A 17,599-nucleotide genomic window follows, 5' to 3' on the forward strand; every position below is an offset into this window, starting at 1 on the left:
GGGGGGTTTCTTCGCCTCTCAGGCCTGAATCGTTTTCATCTCTCTTTTATGGATTCGTCACCCGTTTGATTGGATTTCGCAGAAATCCGATCAGTTCACGACGGAGTTTTCCCATCCGCTTCCTAGAATTTCTTACATCAGAACGGAGGGCGGTGAGTTATCGGATTTCCATGCGAACCCGCTCTTCCGCGCAGAATGAAAACCAGACGGAATGGAGTGATTTGAAGGACGAGTTTCCCTTCTCCTCACTCTCTTCTTTGAGAGGAAATGAAAAATGATTCAGTCTTATGATCTTTATCTCCCCACGCATCTCATTTTCGGGAAGGGCCGCGTCAAGGAACTCGGGCGTCTCATCAAGGGGTACGGGAGCAAAGTGCTGCTCACGTACGGAGGCGGCTCCGTGAAACGGATCGGACTCTATGACACCGTGCGGGAGATCCTGCATCAGGAAGGCTGCACGGTCTTTGAGCTCTCCGGAATCGCCCCGAACCCGAAGATCGAGTCGGTGCGGGAAGGCGTCCGGATCGTAAAGGAAAACGCGATCGACTTTATCGTCGCGATAGGAGGCGGCTCGGTCCTTGACTGCTCCAAAGCGATCGCCTGCGGCGCGGGGTACGACGGCGACCCCTGGGATCTCGTGATTCACCGCGACCGGATCGGGAAGAAGCTCCCGGTGTTTGACGTGATGACGATGTCGGCGACGGGGTCTGAGTACGACGGCGCGGGCGTGATCACGAACGACGAAACGAAGGAGAAACTCTCAGTCGGCGGCTGCTTCCCCGTGGCCTCCATTCTGGATCCCACGTACACGATGACCGTTCCCGCGAAGCAGACCGCGGCCGGGGTGTCGGACATCATCTCCCACACGTTTGAACAGTATTTCGTGGCGGAAGGCTCAATGCTGTCGGATGGCATCTGTGAGTCGATGCTGAAGACCGTGATGCACTACGGTCCCATCGCGCTTCGGGAGCCGGATAACTTTGAGGCGCGGGGAGAAATCTTCGCGGCGTCGTCGTTCGGCTGCTGCGGGCTTCTCGCGCTTGGCCGCACGAAGTCCGCCTGGCCCTGCCACGGGATCGAGCATGAGCTTTCCGCCTGGTACGACATCACCCACGGCGTCGGTCTCGCGATCATCACGCCGCACTGGATGCGCTACTGCCTCGAGCACAACCCCGCGGTCGTCGCCCCGAAGTTCGCACAGTATGGCGTGAATGTCCTCGGGTTCAACCCGGCGGATGGCGTGGACGTGAACGCCCGTAAAGCGATTGAGCGGACCGCGGACTTCTTCCGGTCACTCGGCATCACGCAGACGCTTCGTGATTTCGGGATCGATGACACGCATTTCGGCGAAATGGCGGATCACGTCCTCACCGCGTGGTTTGGGGACTACTCGAAGTCCTTCGCCCCGATTGACCGCGCCGGGATTATCGAGATTCTGACAGCGAGCCTCTGAATAACAAAAACACTTTCTTAATTCTCTCCTTTGCGTTCATTGCGGCTCATCATTCTGAACTTGATTCAGACGCCGCATTCTCAGCCCTGGTGCGCGCTTTCAGCCCGCCCAGGGCGTTTTTTTACTCTCCGGTTCTCGGCCTCCGACATCGGTTTTTCTCGCCCGGATCTCCTCCCCCGTGATCCAAAGAGGCAAGAAGAATAGAGAAATAAGAAACTTTCTCTTCCTATCCTTCGTAAAATTTCAGTCGTGCGGGAACACGGAGTTCCACGCTTTGCCTCTGAAGATTCGATGGCTTCCTGGGGTTCCCGTGTTCCTTCGGGCGAATTCTCTGTCTGACGGAGAGGAGAAATCAGGTTTCAGCGCCTCGGGCGTGAAACCTTCTTTTCCTTCACCGCTTCAGACTTCTATTGGAGACAGTCTCATGATTCAGTCGTATGACCTCTACATGCCGGTACACCTCGTGTTTGAGAAGGGCCGCGTTGCCGAGCTTCCGAAACTGATCAAAGGGTACGGAAAGAAAGTGCTTCTTACCTACGGCGGCGGCTCGGTTAAGCGAATCGGTCTCTATGACAAGGTGAAGGCGCTCCTCGCGGCTGAGGGCTGCACGGTGTTTGAGCTCTCCGGGATCGAGCCGAATCCGAAGATTGAGTCTGTGCGGGCCGGGGTCGAGATCTGCAAGAAAGAGGGGATCGACTTCATCCTCGCGATCGGCGGCGGCTCGACCCTTGACTGCTCCAAGGCGATCGCGCTCGGCGCGAAGTATGACGGTGATCCCTGGGATCTCGTGATCCACCGGGACCGCGTGAAGGGTCACCTCCCGGTGTTTGACGTGCTGACGCTTGCGGCAACGGGCTCGGACTACGATGGCGGCGGCGTGATCACGAACGACGCCACAAACGAAAAGCGCGCGGTCGGGGTCTGCTTCCCGGTGGCCTCGATCCTCGACCCCGAGTACACGTTCACGGTTCCCGCGAGCCAGACCGCAGCCGGGTCCGCGGACATCATCTCGCACACCTTTGAGCAGTACTTTGTATCCGAGGGCTCGATGCTCTCAGACGGCTTTTGCGAATCGATGCTGCGCACCGTGATGAAGTACGCCCCCGTGGCGATCAAGGATCCCACGAACTTTGAGGCCCGCGGTGAGCTGCTCGCGGCGAGTTCCTTCGGGTGCTGCAGGCTCCTTGCCGTGGGGCGCGAAGCCGGTGCCTGGCCCTGCCACGGAATCGAGCACGAGCTCTCCGCCTGGTACGACATCACGCACGGCGTCGGTCTCGCGATCATTACGCCGGCCTGGATGCGGTATTGCCTGAAGAACAACCCGGCGGTCGTCGCTCCGAAGTTCGCCCAGTACGGCGTGAATGTCCTCGGGCTCAACCCCGCGGACGGCGTGGAAACCAATGCCAAGAAATCGATCGAGAAGACCGCGGAATTCTTCCGTTCGATCGGGATCACGCAGACGCTTAAGGACTTCGGGATCGATGAGACGCATTTCGATGAAATGGCGGATCACGCGATGACCACCTGGTTCGCGGGGCGTCCCCCTTACACCTTCGCGCCGCTCGGCCGCGAGGGAATCCTTGAGATTCTGAAGGCCTCGCTCTGAGGGATCGATTTCCGGGAGGGGATGGTTCCGAATCAGCATGTCCGCCCCTCCGGGAGATGAATAGAAGCTCCGTCTCGCGTTATTTTTTTAATCGTTCTACAGTGACGCTGGGTTCAGAGAGGGGATGGAACCCAATCATTTTTTGTTTTACCGCCGGCTCTCTTCCGTTTGTGGTCTGACGGAACACGGCCGGCATTTGAGAGGAATAGTCATGATTCAGTCTTACGATTTGTATCTTCCGACTCATCTCGTTTTCGGGAAGGGCCGTGTTTCGGAACTCGGTAACCTCATCAAGGGCTACGGGAAGAAGGTGCTCCTCACCTACGGCGGCGGATTCGTCAAGCGTATCGGGCTCTACGACACCGTGAAGCAGATTCTGACGGATGCCGGCTGCGACATCTTTGAGCTTTCCGGCATTGCCCCGAACCCGAAGATCGAGTCGGTTCGCGCGGGTGTTGAGATCTGCAAGAAGGAAGGGATTGAGTTCATCGTTTCGATCGGCGGCGGTTCCACCCTCGACTGCTCGAAAGCGATCTCCTGCGGCGCGTTGTACGACGGCGACCCCTGGGATCTCGTGATCCATAACGACCGTATCGGCCGTCACCTCCCGATCTTTGACGTGATTACGCTTGCGGCGACGGGGTCTGAGTACGACGGCGGCGGTGTGATCACGAATGAGGAAACGAAGGAGAAGCTCTCTGTCGGCGGCTGCTACCCGGTGGCCTCGATCCTCGACCCCGAATACACGTTCACGGTCCCCGCGAACCAGACCGCGGCCGGAATTTCGGACATCCTTTCGCACACCTTTGAGCAGTACATCGTGGCGGAAGGCTCGATGATTTCGGATGGCTTCTGTGAGTCGATGCTGAAGACCGTGATGCATTTCGGTCCGATTGCGCTCAAGGATCCCACGAACTTTGAGGCCCGCGGTGAAGTGCTCGCCGCCTCGTCCTTTGGCTGCTGCGGGCTCCTTGGGCTCGGCCGCACCCCGTCCCCCTGGCCCTGCCACGGGATTGAGCATGAGGTGTCCGCCTGGTACGACATCACGCACGGCGTCGGTCTCGCGATCATCACCCCGCACTGGATGGCGTATTCGCTCAAAGCGAACCCCGCGGTTGTCGCGCCTCGCCTCGCGCAGTACGGCGTGAATGTCCTCGGTCTCAACCCGGCGGACGGGGTGGAAGTGAACGCGAAGAAAGCGATCGAAAAGACCGCGGAATTCTTCCGCTCGATCGGGATCACGCAGACCCTTAAGGACTTCGGGATCGATGACACCCACTTCGACGAAATGGCGGATCACGTCGCGAAGGCCTGGTTCGGTGACTTCAGCACCGCGATCGCGCCGCTTGATCACAAAGCGGTCGTTGAGATCCTGAAGGCGAGCCTCTGATTTCGGGCTCCACTCCGCGCGGTTTTTTGTCTTTTCCCTTCTGCCTTATTGAGAGTTGGGGAGAGGGGAGAGCTGAGGAACCGGCGCGGAGAAAAACCCTCTTCTGAAGAGAAACGGGCAATCTTTATCGATTGCCCGTTTTTCTCTTTTTTTGAGGTTTCGGGCGAATAGATGAGAAAATCAGGCAAGTAAGACCAAAATCCCACTTCAGAGCCTCACACCGTTCTGCTATTGCCTATAGAGTGACCGCTGTCCGCCGCGTGATCTATCCGTTTTGGATCGGCCGGTGACATTTTTTGATGTGTGACGCCGGGGTCTGAAAAGTAACCGGTGTCGGAATAAGAGAGAGGAAAAGAACATGATTCAGTCTTATGACCTTTACCATCCGACTCACCTCGTGTTCGGCAAGGGCCGGATCGCGGAACTCGGGAACCTCATTAAGGGTTACGGGAAGAAGGTGCTGCTCGCCTACGGCGGCGGCTCTGTGAAGCGGATCGGTCTTTACGACGAAGCGAAGAAGATCCTCGCGGACGCTGGCTGCGAGATCGTGGAACTCGGTGGCATCGCCCCGAACCCGAAGATTGAGTCGGTGCGGGAAGGTGTGGCGCTCTGTAAGAAAGAGGGCGTTGAATTCATCCTCTCGATCGGCGGCGGCTCGGTGCTCGACTGCGCGAAGGCGATCGCGCTCGGCGCGAATTATGACGGCGACCCCTGGGATCTCGTGAAGCACCCGGAGCGTGTCGGGAAGCCCCTTCCGGTGTTTGACGTCATCACGCTCGCGGCGACGGGCTCCGAGTACGACTTCGGCGGCGTGATCACGAATGAGGAAACGAAGGAGAAGCTCCCCGTGAACGGCTGCTTCCCGGTCGCGTCCATCATGGATCCGGAGTACACGTTCACCGTTCCCGCGAACCAGACCGCGGCCGGTGTCGCGGATATCGTGTCGCACACGTTTGAGCAGTATTTCGTGCGTGAGGCCTCGATGCTTTCGGATGGCTTCTGCGAATCCATGCTGAAGACCGTGATGCATTTCGGTCCGATCGCGATCAAGGAACCGACGAACTTTGAGGCGCGCGGCGAGATCTTCGCGGCGTCCTCGTTTGGCTGCTGCGGGCTGCTGAGTCTCGGCCGCTCCCCGTCCCCCTGGCCCTGCCATGGGATTGAGCACGAAGTCTCCGCCTGGTACGACATTACGCACGGCGTCGGCCTCGCGATCATCACCCCGCACTGGATGCAGTGGTGCCTGGATACGGACCCTGCGCTCGTCGCTCCGAAGTTCGCGCAGTACGGCGTGAATGTCTTCGGCCTCAATCCGGCGGATGGCGTTGATGTGAACGCCGCGAAGGCGATCGAAAAGACCGCGGAATTCTTCCGCTCGATCGGAATCACGCAGACGCTCTCGGACTTCGGGATCGACGATTCGCACTTTGAAGCGATGGCGGAACACGTCACCACGGCCTGGGTCGGGGACTACAAGTACGCTTTCGTCCCGATGGATAAGGAAGCGGTGCTCGCCGTTCTCCGCGCGAGCCTCTGAGTGCCGGGCGAGTGACGGTGTCTTCTTCAGGCGTCCGGTAACATGCCGGGCGGACTGAACTAAGACCAAAAAAGGGCGGAGCACCTTACCCGGGTGCCCCGCCTTTATATTGCCTATATTCCCTTCACCTGTTTCTTCACCTGTGACTCAGGTCCTGCTGATAGCCGCCACGGAAGACGCTTCCGCCTTCTTTTGAGACACCGATCTGCCTCCGGAAGGCCCCCGTGACGGGTCCTGCGTATCCAGCCTCCTCCCCCGGAGATACTCTGTGTGCCGATGGATCGGATGGGTTTTATGGGAGAAAGCCGGAATTCTGAACTACTCTCAGTCCTTCTTCTTGTTATTCGAGAAGAAGATGCTCTTCTGGATATCCGTGGTCCGGATCGTGTAGAGCTCGTTCTCGAGCGATTCAGTTGCCGCTTCCGCGCTCCGGATCACCTTGAGGTTAAAGTCCTGCAGCATCTGATCCGCTTTCTTCGGGTTCGTCTTCACGGTCTTCAGGTACTGCGCCTCAAAGGCCTTCATCTTCTTCGCGGTGTCCGCTTCCCAGGCGGCGTAGCGTTCATGCACCACGGGCGCGAGTTTCGGGTAGTCCGTCATCGCGAGCGTCTGCACTTTGCGGAACTTCCAATAGGCCGAGTTGCTATCCGCCTTATCGGTGCCGATTGAATACTCTTTCGGGAACGCTTTGAGGCCCTGATAGAACGGCACATAGACCCCGAGGTCCCCCATGCCCATCGCGAGGTACGTCACCTCGCCGATCGCGCGCGGGAGATTCGGGCGCACTTGCATCACGTGAGACTCGTACGTGCGGAAGACCGAAATCGGGCGGTAAGGTTCGTCCCCGCGGAGGCCCTTCGTATACGGGTCATGCGACTCAAGCCCCGCGATCTCGAAGTGGCTTCTGAGGAGCTTCTTCACTTCATCCACTGAAACCTTTTCCGCGGGCTTCGCGAACACCGGGAACGCGCGGCCGGCTTCGGGTTCGATCGAAAGCGTCGGAGTCAGGGTCTTCATGATTGAGAAGACGCGGGGGTCGTTATAAAGCCGATCCCGGCCATCGTCCCGGGTGTAGGCCTTCGCGAAATTAAACGCGCCGTCCTTCGGGTTGTAGAACCCATGCTGCTCGGCCCAGGAGACTACGGTCGGGCTTCCCATGAAGTTCGGGTCGCCCGCCTTGTACTGCTGCAGCCGCCCCTGATTTCCCGACGCGAAATACTCGTCCTTCGGAATCCGGACCGCGATCCACTGATGGCCCGTCCCGGTTTCGAGATACCAGAGTTCCTTCGCGTCGACGAACGCGACACCAAAGCCTTCACCCGCGCCCTTTGTCTCAACGACATGGCCGAGGATCGCTGCGCCTTCGCGCGCGGACCGTGCCCGCGGGAGGATCACCTCCATGATGTCGTCTTCCGTGATCCCGGTCTTTTCGACATAGGGATCAAGCTTCAGCGCGTCATCCCGCGCGAAGATCGATTCCGTCCCTGATACACCGACCCCGGCGGAATTGAACCCCGTCGCCCCGTGCACCCCGGTCTTCCAGTTCGGGACCGTGGTGTAGCGAAGAGAGTTCTTGGGGAGCGGATACTCGAAGTTATTCGCGCCGTGATGGTCCGCGGTCCGGTACATCCCCTTCTGGTTTGTCTTCGCGGGATGCACCACCATGTGCTGCGCCTTGAGAGCGTTGGAGTCCGCGTTCCGGCCGATGATGAGTGAGCCATCCGCCGAGGCCCCCGACCCCACGAGGAGCGTCGTGCACGCGTACGCGGTGCCTGAGAGAAGGAGAGAAACCGCGGCCGCTGCCGCCGCGAGCCTGAATCCATGCATCATGATGAGAAGATCCTTAAACGTGTGTTTTTTAAGTTCTGACTTCATCCATGGCTGGTTCGGTATCGCGGGTCAGTATCCTTCGCCTCTCGTTCTTTCGGACTAGCCATATCGGAGACCATTCTCTGCCCGGATCTGCAAAATCGATACGGTAATAACCCTAGGTAAATTTACCTATATTTCAAATAGAGATTATGAAAGAAAGGTTTAAGTGAAGGTTTTCAATACGGGGTGTGTAAGCGACTGGGGACGGCGGTGCTCACCGCATCCCGGCTGTACCCTTTACGCTGCCCAAAGGCGTGAGGCGATCAAAACCGGATCCGCTGCCTCACGGCTTCCGTCCGGATCGCGTCGATCACGGGGAGAAGGGCGGGTCTGGGGTGGATTTCCGTGATGAGGCCGTACGGCACCGCGTCACTCCATTCCCCCGGGATCGTCACGAGAAACGGGTGGATCGACTTCCAGCAGGAGAGCGTGATGAGGACGGTTTTTCCATCGGTCACGCGGTTAAAGGTTTCGAGATCGTAAAAGGGGGAGTTTCCGATCACCCGGATCCCGCGCTTTATAAATTCATTTCTCAGGCGGTCATTCCGAGGCGAGTCCCCGTGAAGCGGCATGAGGATCGTTTCCCCCGCGAGATCCTCAAACGTCACGCGCGTTTTCTTCGCGAGGCGGTGGGTGCGCGCCACCGCGACTTCAAGCCTGACAGACGTCACCGGGATCAGGTTCACACGGTTAAGCCAGATCAGCGAATCGCACGGCCCATAGATAAAGTCAAACTTTTCCCCGAGTTCCCGGATCTTTCGGAGGATCCCGTTTCGGTCATCCTCAAACGGCACGATCCGGAGTTTCCACCCGGGGAAGCGGTCCGACACCGCGTCCCAGAGGGGAAGGAAGGGTTCGCAGGAATTGAGGATTGAGTTTCCGAGCCGGATGGTTTGTGTTTCGGCATCCGCGGCGTTCCGGACTTTTTCCAGAGCCTTGAGGGAGTCCGCTTCCATCGCTTCGCACGACTTGAAAAAGAGCTCCCCGGCGTCCGTGAGCTCCACCCCGGTTTTGAAGCGGCGGAAGAGCTCCGCCCCGATTCCTTTCTCCAGCTTATCGATTCGCTTCATCACCGCGGTCGGCGTGATAAAAAGCGCGTCCGCGGCCTTCGTGAAGCTTCCGGCGCGGGCCGCGGCGAGAAACGTTTCGACTTCAGGGCTGAGGATCGGGAACATGATTGAAACTGAATACTTTCTGAGAATTTTAATATGAACTAAGAGTTCACACTCCATTAATCTCATGTTATCTCAAAGCGGCACCCATTGCCCTAGGATGAAGTCACTCTTAAACGAGACCGACACCCGGTTCCCTTTCCTATTCCGTCTCCGGTCTCCCCGACGCTTTTATTCGTGGTGCGGCGGGGAGACCGCGGGAGAGATCGGAGGCGAGGGGCGGTGACTGAATGTTCTTGAACCGAGGAGCAAGAGATGAAGACGATCAAGTTAAATAACGGCGTTGAGATGCCGATGGTGGGGTTTGGCGTATTCCAGGTGCCGGACCTCGCGGTGTGCCAGAAAGCGGTGGAGGACGCCATTTCAGTCGGCTACCGGCTGATTGATACGGCGGCGGCCTATAAGAACGAAGAAGCGGTCGGGGCCGCGATCCGCGCGTCCGGGATCCCGAGAAGCGAATTCTTCGTGACGACGAAACTTTGGACGCAGGACCACGGCTACGACAATACGCTGCGGGCGTTTGACACCTCGATGAAGAAGCTGGGGCTTGATCAATTGGATCTCTGGCTGATTCATAAGCCCTACGGCGATGTGTACGGCGCATGGCGCGCGATGGAGCGTCTTTATAAAGAAGGCCGCATCCGCGCGATCGGCGTTACGAGTTTCCCGGATGACCGGCTTCTTGACCTCTTCCTTCATAACGAAGTGAAACCCGCCGTTAATCAGGTAGAGACGAATCCCTGGTGCCAGATGAAGGAAACCGGGGCGTTCCTCGCGAAAGAAGGCATCGCGCACGAGGCGTGGGCTCCGTTCGCGGAGGGGCATGACGGGCTCTTCACGAACCCTGTTCTCGTGAAAATCGCGGAGAAGCATGACCGTACGGTGGGCCAGGTCGTGCTCCGGTGGCTGCACCAGAGAAACGTCATCGTCATTCCGAAGTCCGTTCATAAGAGCCGGATGATTGAGAACATCTCGATCTTTGATTTCGAGCTTGACGCGTCTGACATGAAGGCGATCGCGGAGCTTGATACCGGGCGCAGCAGCTTCTACGACGACCGGGCGCTCGAGAACGTCCGCTACATCGGCACGATGAAGATTCACGATTAACGGTTTGGAGGAGTTACGGATATGGACTATCTGACACTTGAGGGCGGCGTGAAGATGCCGATGGTGGGGTACGGCGTTTTCCAGATCGGAGCGGAAGAAACGGAGCGGTGCGTGTCTGACGCCCTTGCCGTTGGCTACCGCGCGATCGACACGGCGCAGGCCTACTACAACGAAGAGGACGTAGGGGCCGCGGTCGCGAAGTCCGGGATTCCGAGGGATGAGATCTTCCTCACGACGAAAGTCTGGATCTCGAACGCCGGCGACAAAAAATGCCGCGGCGTCGATTGATGAGAGCCTCCGGAAACTCGGCACCGACTACATTGACCTCCTTCTCATTCACCAGCACTACGGCGACTACTACGGCACGTGGCGCGCGATGGAGACCGCCTTGACGGCCGGGAAGGTCCGTGCGATCGGGCTCTCGAACTTTGATCCGGCGCGGATCACCGACCTCATGCTCTCGAACACCGTGAAACCCGCGATGCTGCAGGTCCAGGCAAACGTCTTCACGCAGCAGAACGCACTCCAGACGTTCTGCGACTCGGTCTCGATCCCGATCACCGCGTGGAGCCCGCTCGCGCAGTCCGCGGACGGTTTCTTCACGAACCCGACACTCGCCTCGATCGCTGAAGCCCACGGGAAAACGGTCGCGCAGGTCGCGCTCCGGTGGCTCCTGCAGCGCGGGATTGCCGTGATCCCGAAGTCAACGCACCGCGCCCGGATGGAAGAGAATTTCCAGCTTTTCGACTTCACGCTTTCAGAAGACGACATGAAAGCGATCGCGGGGCTCAACCGAACGGATGCCGGCACCGTTCCATTTGATGATCCGAAATTCATCAAGTGGCTGATCGAGACCTACAGTTAAGCTTCACTTAGGGTTCGGTCGGTATAGTGACAGCCTCGCCTCGGATACGCTCCCGGCGGGGCTTTTTGTTAAGCGCGATACAAAACCAACCTATTAAGATTGATTTAAGATAGCGTTCAGGTAAAAGATGTATTTTGAATGCATTTTAAAGCTACTTAAAATGCCTTAGGGCTCTCAAAAAGACCTGAAGCGATGATTTCAGGTCTCTTTTCCCCGGAGACGAATAACAACATGCTGCGCATCAATCTCTTTGTTTTTATTCTCACGGCAATCGCCTACCTGATCGGGATTTATTTCTTCCCCTTCATGCTGACGAGCCGCGACGTCCTGCACCAGGTCTGGGTGATTTCAGGCGTCGTGACATGGATCCTGATGACGGAAGCGATCGTGATCGCGGCGCGCCCGTCCTGGATCGAGCGCGTGGCAGGGGAGCCCCTTGGGAAACTGATGCAGGCGCATAAGACGCTTGGCTGGTGGATGGTCGGATTCGCGTTCATTCACTTCTTCGCTCCGTTTGTCCGCGACATCATTACCGCGTTCTATCCGGTCGTTGAAGTGCCGATGATGGAAGAGCACGCGATTCACGGGTTCTGGAGCGGGGTCTGGGTGTATTCGCACCCGATCGCGGGTCTCACGGGCATTCTCGTCTCGCTCTATATGCTTTCCGTCATCTGGCGCGATATCAAGCACGCGAAGAAGAAGATTTCGTGGCCGAAGTGGGAAAAGGTGCATCTGATGTGGGCCTGGATGTATATCTTCCTTGCGTTCCACGCGCTGCGGACGCTTAAGGAAACCGAACTCATGATGCCGCTTGGCTGGGTCACGACGATCGCCGCGATCCTCGGCGTCTGGGCCTCGGTCAACATCATCCGCGGCCGCAAGGGCTCCGCGATGCGTTACGATGGCGCGCTCGACTCCATTAAGGCGGACGGCGGCGTTCTGCAGCTTGACGTGAAGACGGAGCTCGCGGACACGATCGGACCGGGTCGTTTTGTTTACCTCTCCCGCCCGGGTGACAAGGAAGACTCTCACCCGTTCGCGGTCGCGGGAGCGGATAAGAAGACCGGCCTCCTCACTTTCTGGATCAAGGAAGCGGGTGAGTGGACGAAGAACCTCGCGTTGATGAAGGCTGGTGACACGATTTATGTCGAAGGCCCGTGGGGCGCGTTCTTCCCGAAGTTCATTCCGGGGAAGACCGCCGCGTGGGTCGCAGGCGGCGCTGGTATCGCTCCGTTCCTTGGCTGGATGGAAGAGCTGAAGCGGGATAAAGAGGCTGGGAAACCCGTTCCCTCGATCACGCTCTGGTGGTCCGTGAAGAACCGGTCTGAGGGCGGGTTTGAACGCGTTGAGACGCTTTGCCGCGAGCTCGGTATTGATCTCCGGGTTCACGAGACGGGCGAGAATCACGATCACCTGGAACCCGAAACGGTTCTTGCTGAGCACCCCGCGACCCTCGCGGTCTGCGGCCGCCCGGGTCTCACGAAGGCCTTCAAGGCAGCGTGGAAGGGAGCCCCCGAGAATCTCACAAGCGAAGTCTATTAATCCGGTTCCGTTTTTATAAACGGTACTCAGCCGCCTGAAGGAATCACGCTTCCCCGGGCGGTTTTTTTATGCCTGCGGTTCGTCGGAAGCGGCGGTTTGCCGGGCGTTTTCTCCTATAAAATGATCAATTAGCCTTGCTCTGCCGCCAAAGGAGAAAGTTGGAAATGACTGAAAAAGAGACCCCGGACGCGGTGTCACCCGAAAACGCCGCGAATCTCCTGAAGCTCGAAGAAGAGCTGAAACGTTCGCGCGATCACTGGGGTGTCACCTATCAGATCCTGAAACGGATCCGCGAGGGAGAATTCTGGCGGAACGGCGGGTTTCAGAACTACACGCTTTGGCTCGCGGAAGCGGCGAAAAAAAGCGGCATGCACGCGAGCGAGCTCTGGAAGCGGTTCGGGGCCGGGCGTCACTATGAGGAATATCTGAAGCGCGAGGCGCAGGTCGGCCGCAGCCACCCGAGTATTGAGACCGTGGAGGCGAGCCCGAACACGATCGCGCTCGCCTACCGCCTGGCGGGTGACGGGAACTGGGTGTTCGCGGACAGCCTGATGACGGATATCCTCGACGGGAAAATCCGGCGCGCCGATCTCAACGACGCCTGGAAAGCCGTGAAAGAGGCGAAGAGCGAGGCGGCGCGCGAGAAAAAACGCCCCGAGGAAAAGAAGAAGGGGATTCCGCCCGCGTTCTACCGGAAGAACAGTTTCAAGCTTGAGGCGGTGCTCACGCTCTCCGCGGACTCAGGCGGCTTTCTTGTCGGAGCGAGCCGCCCGAAGCGGTCGCGGTTCCGCGTGATTTCGAGCACCGAGCCAGTGTCGACCGAGACCGCCGGATCGGTGGACTGCGTGATTATCGAGAACCGGAGCACAAAGACCGGAGCCCTGAGGCTCCACGGAATCTCCGTTGAGCCGAAGCGCCCGGATGGGCTTTACCTCGCGAAGGAACCGGAGAAAGCGACGCCGTACGACTACCGGTGGCTCGCGGTGCCGACCGGGTTTGAGGACGCCTATAGGAACTTTGTGCGGGAGTCGCTGCCCGGCTGGGGGCTTCTCGTGATCAAGAGTTCGACGCATTCAGTGCGGAACGCCCTCCAGGCATCGGAGCAGACGCCGGATCCGGAGCTGCGGCTATCGGAGCTTGAGAACCTCATTATTGAGACGCTTGAGCCGGCACCGTAGAAATTTCGCGTGTCAACGGTTCCCAACATAAAGCTCTAGAAACCCGTCCGACCATTTTTTACCAGTTCCGATAGAACAGGATGTCAGCCCCGGTGATCCATAACTTTAATGAACTGAAGAAAGACCTGTTTTTAAAAGACTGCCGGTTTTCTGAGAGGAGTGGAAAGTTTTGTTTTGACGATGCGAACTTCGATGGGTTTGCAAATCGGAATCCAACTCCTATCTACGTTCATTCGAAACAAGAGATAGGAAGGTACATTCAAGAAATCCAGGAAGCTTTCAGCAGCCATCCCCATACTGAAATCTTTTATGCCGCCAAGGTCTGTTCCGACACGGCGATCCTCAGGATTGTGAAGGATCTTGGCTTAGGGGTCGGTTCATTTACTTGGTCAAATTTTATCGCTCTTGATAACACTTCCCGTCCGTTGACATCCGGAGACCACGAAACACCTCTGCGTAGGCAGAGAAAAGAAAAACTCGCGTCGGTACCACGTAGCCCGGCAGGAAACACCTCTGCGTAGGCAGAGAAAAGCATCGCGTGAGGACGCATGGTCCCCCAGAGCGAGAAACACCTCTGCGTAGGCAGAGAAAAGTGAGCTGAGCGAGGCCGGGGCGCCAATGGTGGAGAAACACCTCTGCGTAGGCAGAGAAAAGTGGGTGCTGTTGTAACTGAGCGGTTGCACTCAGGAAACACCTCTGCGTAGGCAGAGAAAAGTGAGCTGAGCGAGGCCGGGGCGCCAATGGTGGAGAAACACCTCTGCGTAGGCAGAGAAAAGTGGATGGAAGCCGAGCTGGACTGCGGGAGGGCAAGAAACACCTCTGCGTAGGCAGAGAAAAGCATTACGACAGACTCCTCCCCCATCTCCTGGCAGAAACACCTCTGCGTAGGCAGAGAAAAGATGGAATGGCGTGAAGTTCCTGCTGAACGCACGGAAACACCTCTGCGTAGGCAGAGAAAAGCTTCCACGCACGCTCCCGCTCGGCCTTGGGAAGGAAACACCTCTGCGTAGGCAGAGAAAAGTTTCAGAATGGAGAGCGCTTTTTTACAGACCTAGAAACACCTCTGCGTAGGCAGAGAAAAGGCCAGACCTCAATCCGCGACTCGTCATATCAGGGAAACACCTCTGCGTAGGCAGAGAAAAGCTGACAGAGGCTATATGGCGGGGAACCTGATTAGAAACACCTCTGCGTAGGCAGAGAAAAGCGCGCGAGCCTAGTCACAACGCGGCATAGTGAAGAAACACCTCTGCGTAGGCAGAGAAAAGCCGCCGCCGTGACCGTCCCAGAGAAAGTGAGGGGAAACACCTCTGCGTAGGCAGAGAAAAGAAAGCAATGAGCTACGCCTTTAAGAATGCCATGGAAACACCTCTGCGTAGGCAGAGAAAAGCCCCTGGACGCCCCTTGGTTGGCGTCATATGCAGAAACACCTCTGCGTAGGCAGAGAAAAGACATCAGTGCCGCAAAGAAGTGGCAGGGATCGAGAAACACCTCTGCGTAGGCAGAGAAAAGGCACTGAACGGACAAAACCGTCTTTCCCAAGAAGAAACACCTCTGCGTAGGCAGAGAAAAGCGGGCAGCTCAGGATATTACTCAGGCTAACAAGGAAACACCTCTGCGTAGGCAGAGAAAAGCACTCTTCACAAAATGAAGTTGCCGGGGCATAAGAAACACCTCTGCGTAGGCAGAGAAAAGATGACACCGTTCTTATCCAGACCGTAGTACTGGGAAACACCTCTGCGTAGGCAGAGAAAAGCCCAACTTTATAGGCTTTATAAAGAGTCAGGAAGAAACACCTCTGCGTAGGCAGAGAAAAGTCATGGTGGGTTTCAGAAAAGATGTCTCCAATGAGAAACACCTCTGCGTAGGCAGAGAAAAGGAATCTTGTAGAAGTCCACGGCGTTCGAGCCTAGAAACACCTCTGCGTAGGCAGAGAAAAGATCGGAACGATGATCCCGAAGCTGGAGGCGGTGAGAAACACCTCTGCGTAGGCAGAGAAAAGCTGAACAGAACAAAGCCATCAACTCTGCCGATAGAAACACCTCTGCGTAGGCAGAGAAAAGTCTATGCCGGCGGCAAGAAACTCCCCGGTCTGGGAAACACCTCTGCGTAGGCAGAGAAAAGAAAATACAGCCGCCGGGGCGTCCACAGCCAAAGGAAACACCTCTGCGTAGGCAGAGAAAAGCTCCGGATGGCTAACCAGATAGCTCCAGGGATGGAAACACCTCTGCGTAGGCAGAGAAAAGATGGTTTGAATTCACTAAACGCTAGCATTTTTGGAAACACCTCTGCGTAGGCAGAGAAAAGCGGACATCTTTCCCGAGTAGGCAGACCTTTCCAAGAAACACCTCTGCGTAGGCAGAGAAAAGGGCGAAAGGTTTATCTATCTCGCTCTGGGATCAGAAACACCTCTGCGTAGGCAGAGAAAAGAACCAAAGTAAGAATCAAAGAGCCTTTAGACATAGAAACACCTCTGCGTAGGCAGAGAAAAGCCTGGTGGGGTGATCGGCTGATCGAATGCCTGAGAAACACCTCTGCGTAGGCAGAGAAAAGCGACGAGCTCCACAACCGTGAGGTCGCGAGGGGGAAACACCTCTGCGTAGGCAGAGAAAAGCTTCTTTGACCTTAGCTTTAAGATCTGTATACGGAAACACCTCTGCGTAGGCAGAGAAAAGAGTCTTTGCACCTCTTGCACTGCGGGTAGAGGAGAAACACCTCTGCGTAGGCAGAGAAAAGTCACCAAAGGAGTCGTTCTTCCGGTACATCGTGGAAACACCTCTGCGTAGGCAGAGAAAAGCACTTCGTCGCCCGGCTGAGGCTCTATAGATGGGAAACACCTCTGCGTAGGCAGAGAAAAGGTATGACATCGGCTTGCCTGCTTTTAATCGCGAGAAACACCTCTGCGTAGGCAGAGAAAAGTGGGTGCTGTTGTAACTGAGCGGTTGCACTCAGGAAACACCTCTGCGTAGGCAGAGAAAAGGAAGCGGTGTCGGCGTCGCCTGCACGCTTAAGGGAAACACCTCTGCGTAGGCAGAGAAAAGTCAGCAAGCCCCTGAGCCTTCAAGAGACCTTTAGAAACACCTCTGCGTAGGCAGAGAAAAGCGTATGACCTCAGGCCGGACAGACCCCCCCCAGGAAACACCTCTGCGTAGGCAGAGAAAAGAGAGGATCCGCCGGGCTTCTTCTCGGGAAATGGGAAACACCTCTGCGTAGGCAGAGAAAAGTGGTGGATCTGATCCCTGATTTTTCATCCCGCGGAAACACCTCTGCGTAGGCAGAGAAAAGATTCGCGGTTGCCCGATCCATGTGGCTCAGGCGGAAACACCTCTGCGTAGGCAGAGAAAAGCGTATCAAAAGACACGGAAGCGCCGTCCACGGAGAAACACCTCTGCGTAGGCAGAGAAAAGTTCTGGAGATCTGAGGAATCCGTGTCGTCCGCAAGAAACACCTCTGCGTAGGCAGAGAAAAGGGGATAGCCATAAGCAAAAAAGTCGATATTTTTGGAAACACCTCTGCGTAGGCAGAGAAAAGTTGGTGGAAAAATTTATACAGGATGGAAAGAGGGAAACACCTCTGCGTAGGCAGAGAAAAGATTTTCTCTCTTGATCTTGTAAATTCTTTCCGGGAAACACCTCTGCGTAGGCAGAGAAAAGCGGCTCTCTGGCTGGCTATGAACCCGGACGGAGGAAACACCTCTGCGTAGGCAGAGAAAAGTCCGGGAGCTTTCTCGCATACCGGGAGAAATAGGAAACACCTCTGCGTAGGCAGAGAAAAGCGGCCACATTAACAACTGTCTTCGGGTAACTCGGAAACACCTCTGCGTAGGCAGAGAAAAGAGTAGAAAAATAATTTGAGCTTGAACGCGACTAGAAACACCTCT

Annotated in this window: 11 protein-coding genes and 1 CRISPR repeat array (1 of these 12 running past the window's edge); of the genes, 9 read left to right on the forward strand and 2 right to left on the reverse strand. The window is 56.9% G+C overall.

The window, feature by feature from the left end; translation table 11 throughout:
* Positions 1–274 precede the first annotated feature (274 nt).
* From BN1936_RS05740 to BN1936_RS05755, 4 genes are all read left to right on the forward strand, one after another.
* Positions 275–1,453: an iron-containing alcohol dehydrogenase gene (locus BN1936_RS05740; RefSeq protein ID WP_232422069.1), complete on the forward strand. Its 1,179-nt coding sequence runs from the start codon at positions 275–277 to the stop codon at positions 1,451–1,453.
* A 424-nt stretch (positions 1,454–1,877) separates the two neighbouring features.
* A complete protein-coding gene (locus tag BN1936_RS05745) occupies positions 1,878–3,059 on the forward strand; it encodes an iron-containing alcohol dehydrogenase (RefSeq protein WP_232422070.1) in 1,182 nt (393 codons plus the stop codon).
* Positions 3,060–3,270: 211 nt separating this feature from the next.
* A complete protein-coding gene (locus BN1936_RS05750; RefSeq protein ID WP_232422071.1) occupies positions 3,271–4,449 on the forward strand; it encodes an iron-containing alcohol dehydrogenase in 1,179 nt (392 codons plus the stop codon).
* Between the two features lie 358 nt (positions 4,450–4,807).
* Positions 4,808–5,986 (forward strand): iron-containing alcohol dehydrogenase, encoded by a 1,179-nt coding sequence (locus BN1936_RS05755; protein ID WP_022444873.1) that lies wholly within the window; start codon positions 4,808–4,810, stop codon positions 5,984–5,986.
* Between the two features lie 324 nt (positions 5,987–6,310).
* Here the strand turns inward: BN1936_RS05755 and BN1936_RS05760 are convergent, their stop codons facing one another.
* Together BN1936_RS05760 and BN1936_RS05765 are read right to left on the reverse strand one after the other, a co-directional pair.
* Positions 6,311–7,861: a C69 family dipeptidase gene (locus tag BN1936_RS05760; protein ID WP_232422072.1), complete on the reverse strand. Its 1,551-nt coding sequence runs from the start codon at positions 7,859–7,861 to the stop codon at positions 6,311–6,313.
* A gap of 260 nt (positions 7,862–8,121) precedes the next feature.
* The gene (locus BN1936_RS05765) at positions 8,122–9,033 is read right to left on the reverse strand and encodes a LysR family transcriptional regulator (protein WP_049686852.1); all 912 of its coding nucleotides are present in this window, start codon (positions 9,031–9,033) and stop codon (positions 8,122–8,124) included.
* Positions 9,034–9,285: 252 nt separating this feature from the next.
* On the opposite strand from BN1936_RS05765, the gene BN1936_RS05770 reads away from it, so the two are divergent.
* The 5 genes from BN1936_RS05770 to BN1936_RS05785 all read left to right on the forward strand — a co-directional run bounded on the left by BN1936_RS05770 (position 9,286) and on the right by BN1936_RS05785 (position 13,722).
* The gene (locus BN1936_RS05770; protein WP_049686853.1) at positions 9,286–10,137 is read left to right on the forward strand and encodes an aldo/keto reductase; all 852 of its coding nucleotides are present in this window, start codon (positions 9,286–9,288) and stop codon (positions 10,135–10,137) included.
* 21 nt (positions 10,138–10,158) lie between these two features.
* The gene (locus BN1936_RS11580; RefSeq protein WP_022444877.1) at positions 10,159–10,425 is read left to right on the forward strand and encodes an aldo/keto reductase; all 267 of its coding nucleotides are present in this window, start codon (positions 10,159–10,161) and stop codon (positions 10,423–10,425) included.
* Complete coding sequence (locus tag BN1936_RS05775) at positions 10,355–11,002, forward strand: aldo/keto reductase (RefSeq protein WP_198290750.1); 648 nt, start codon at positions 10,355–10,357, stop codon at positions 11,000–11,002. The genes BN1936_RS11580 and BN1936_RS05775 overlap by 71 nt, the downstream gene beginning before the upstream one ends.
* Positions 11,003–11,233: 231 nt before the next feature.
* Complete coding sequence (locus BN1936_RS05780; protein ID WP_187367752.1) at positions 11,234–12,544, forward strand: ferric reductase-like transmembrane domain-containing protein; 1,311 nt, start codon at positions 11,234–11,236, stop codon at positions 12,542–12,544.
* A 164-nt stretch (positions 12,545–12,708) separates the two neighbouring features.
* A complete protein-coding gene (locus BN1936_RS05785; protein ID WP_049686855.1) occupies positions 12,709–13,722 on the forward strand; it encodes a hypothetical protein in 1,014 nt (337 codons plus the stop codon).
* A 443-nt stretch (positions 13,723–14,165) separates the two neighbouring features.
* A CRISPR array of direct repeats spans positions 14,166–17,599; the repeat unit is 28 nt; unit sequence GAAACACCTCTGCGTAGGCAGAGAAAAG (it continues 383 nt past the right edge of the window).

Source organism: Dakarella massiliensis, from assembly GCF_001182045.1.
Taxonomy (GTDB): Bacteria; Pseudomonadota; Gammaproteobacteria; order Burkholderiales; family Burkholderiaceae_F; genus Mesosutterella; species Mesosutterella massiliensis.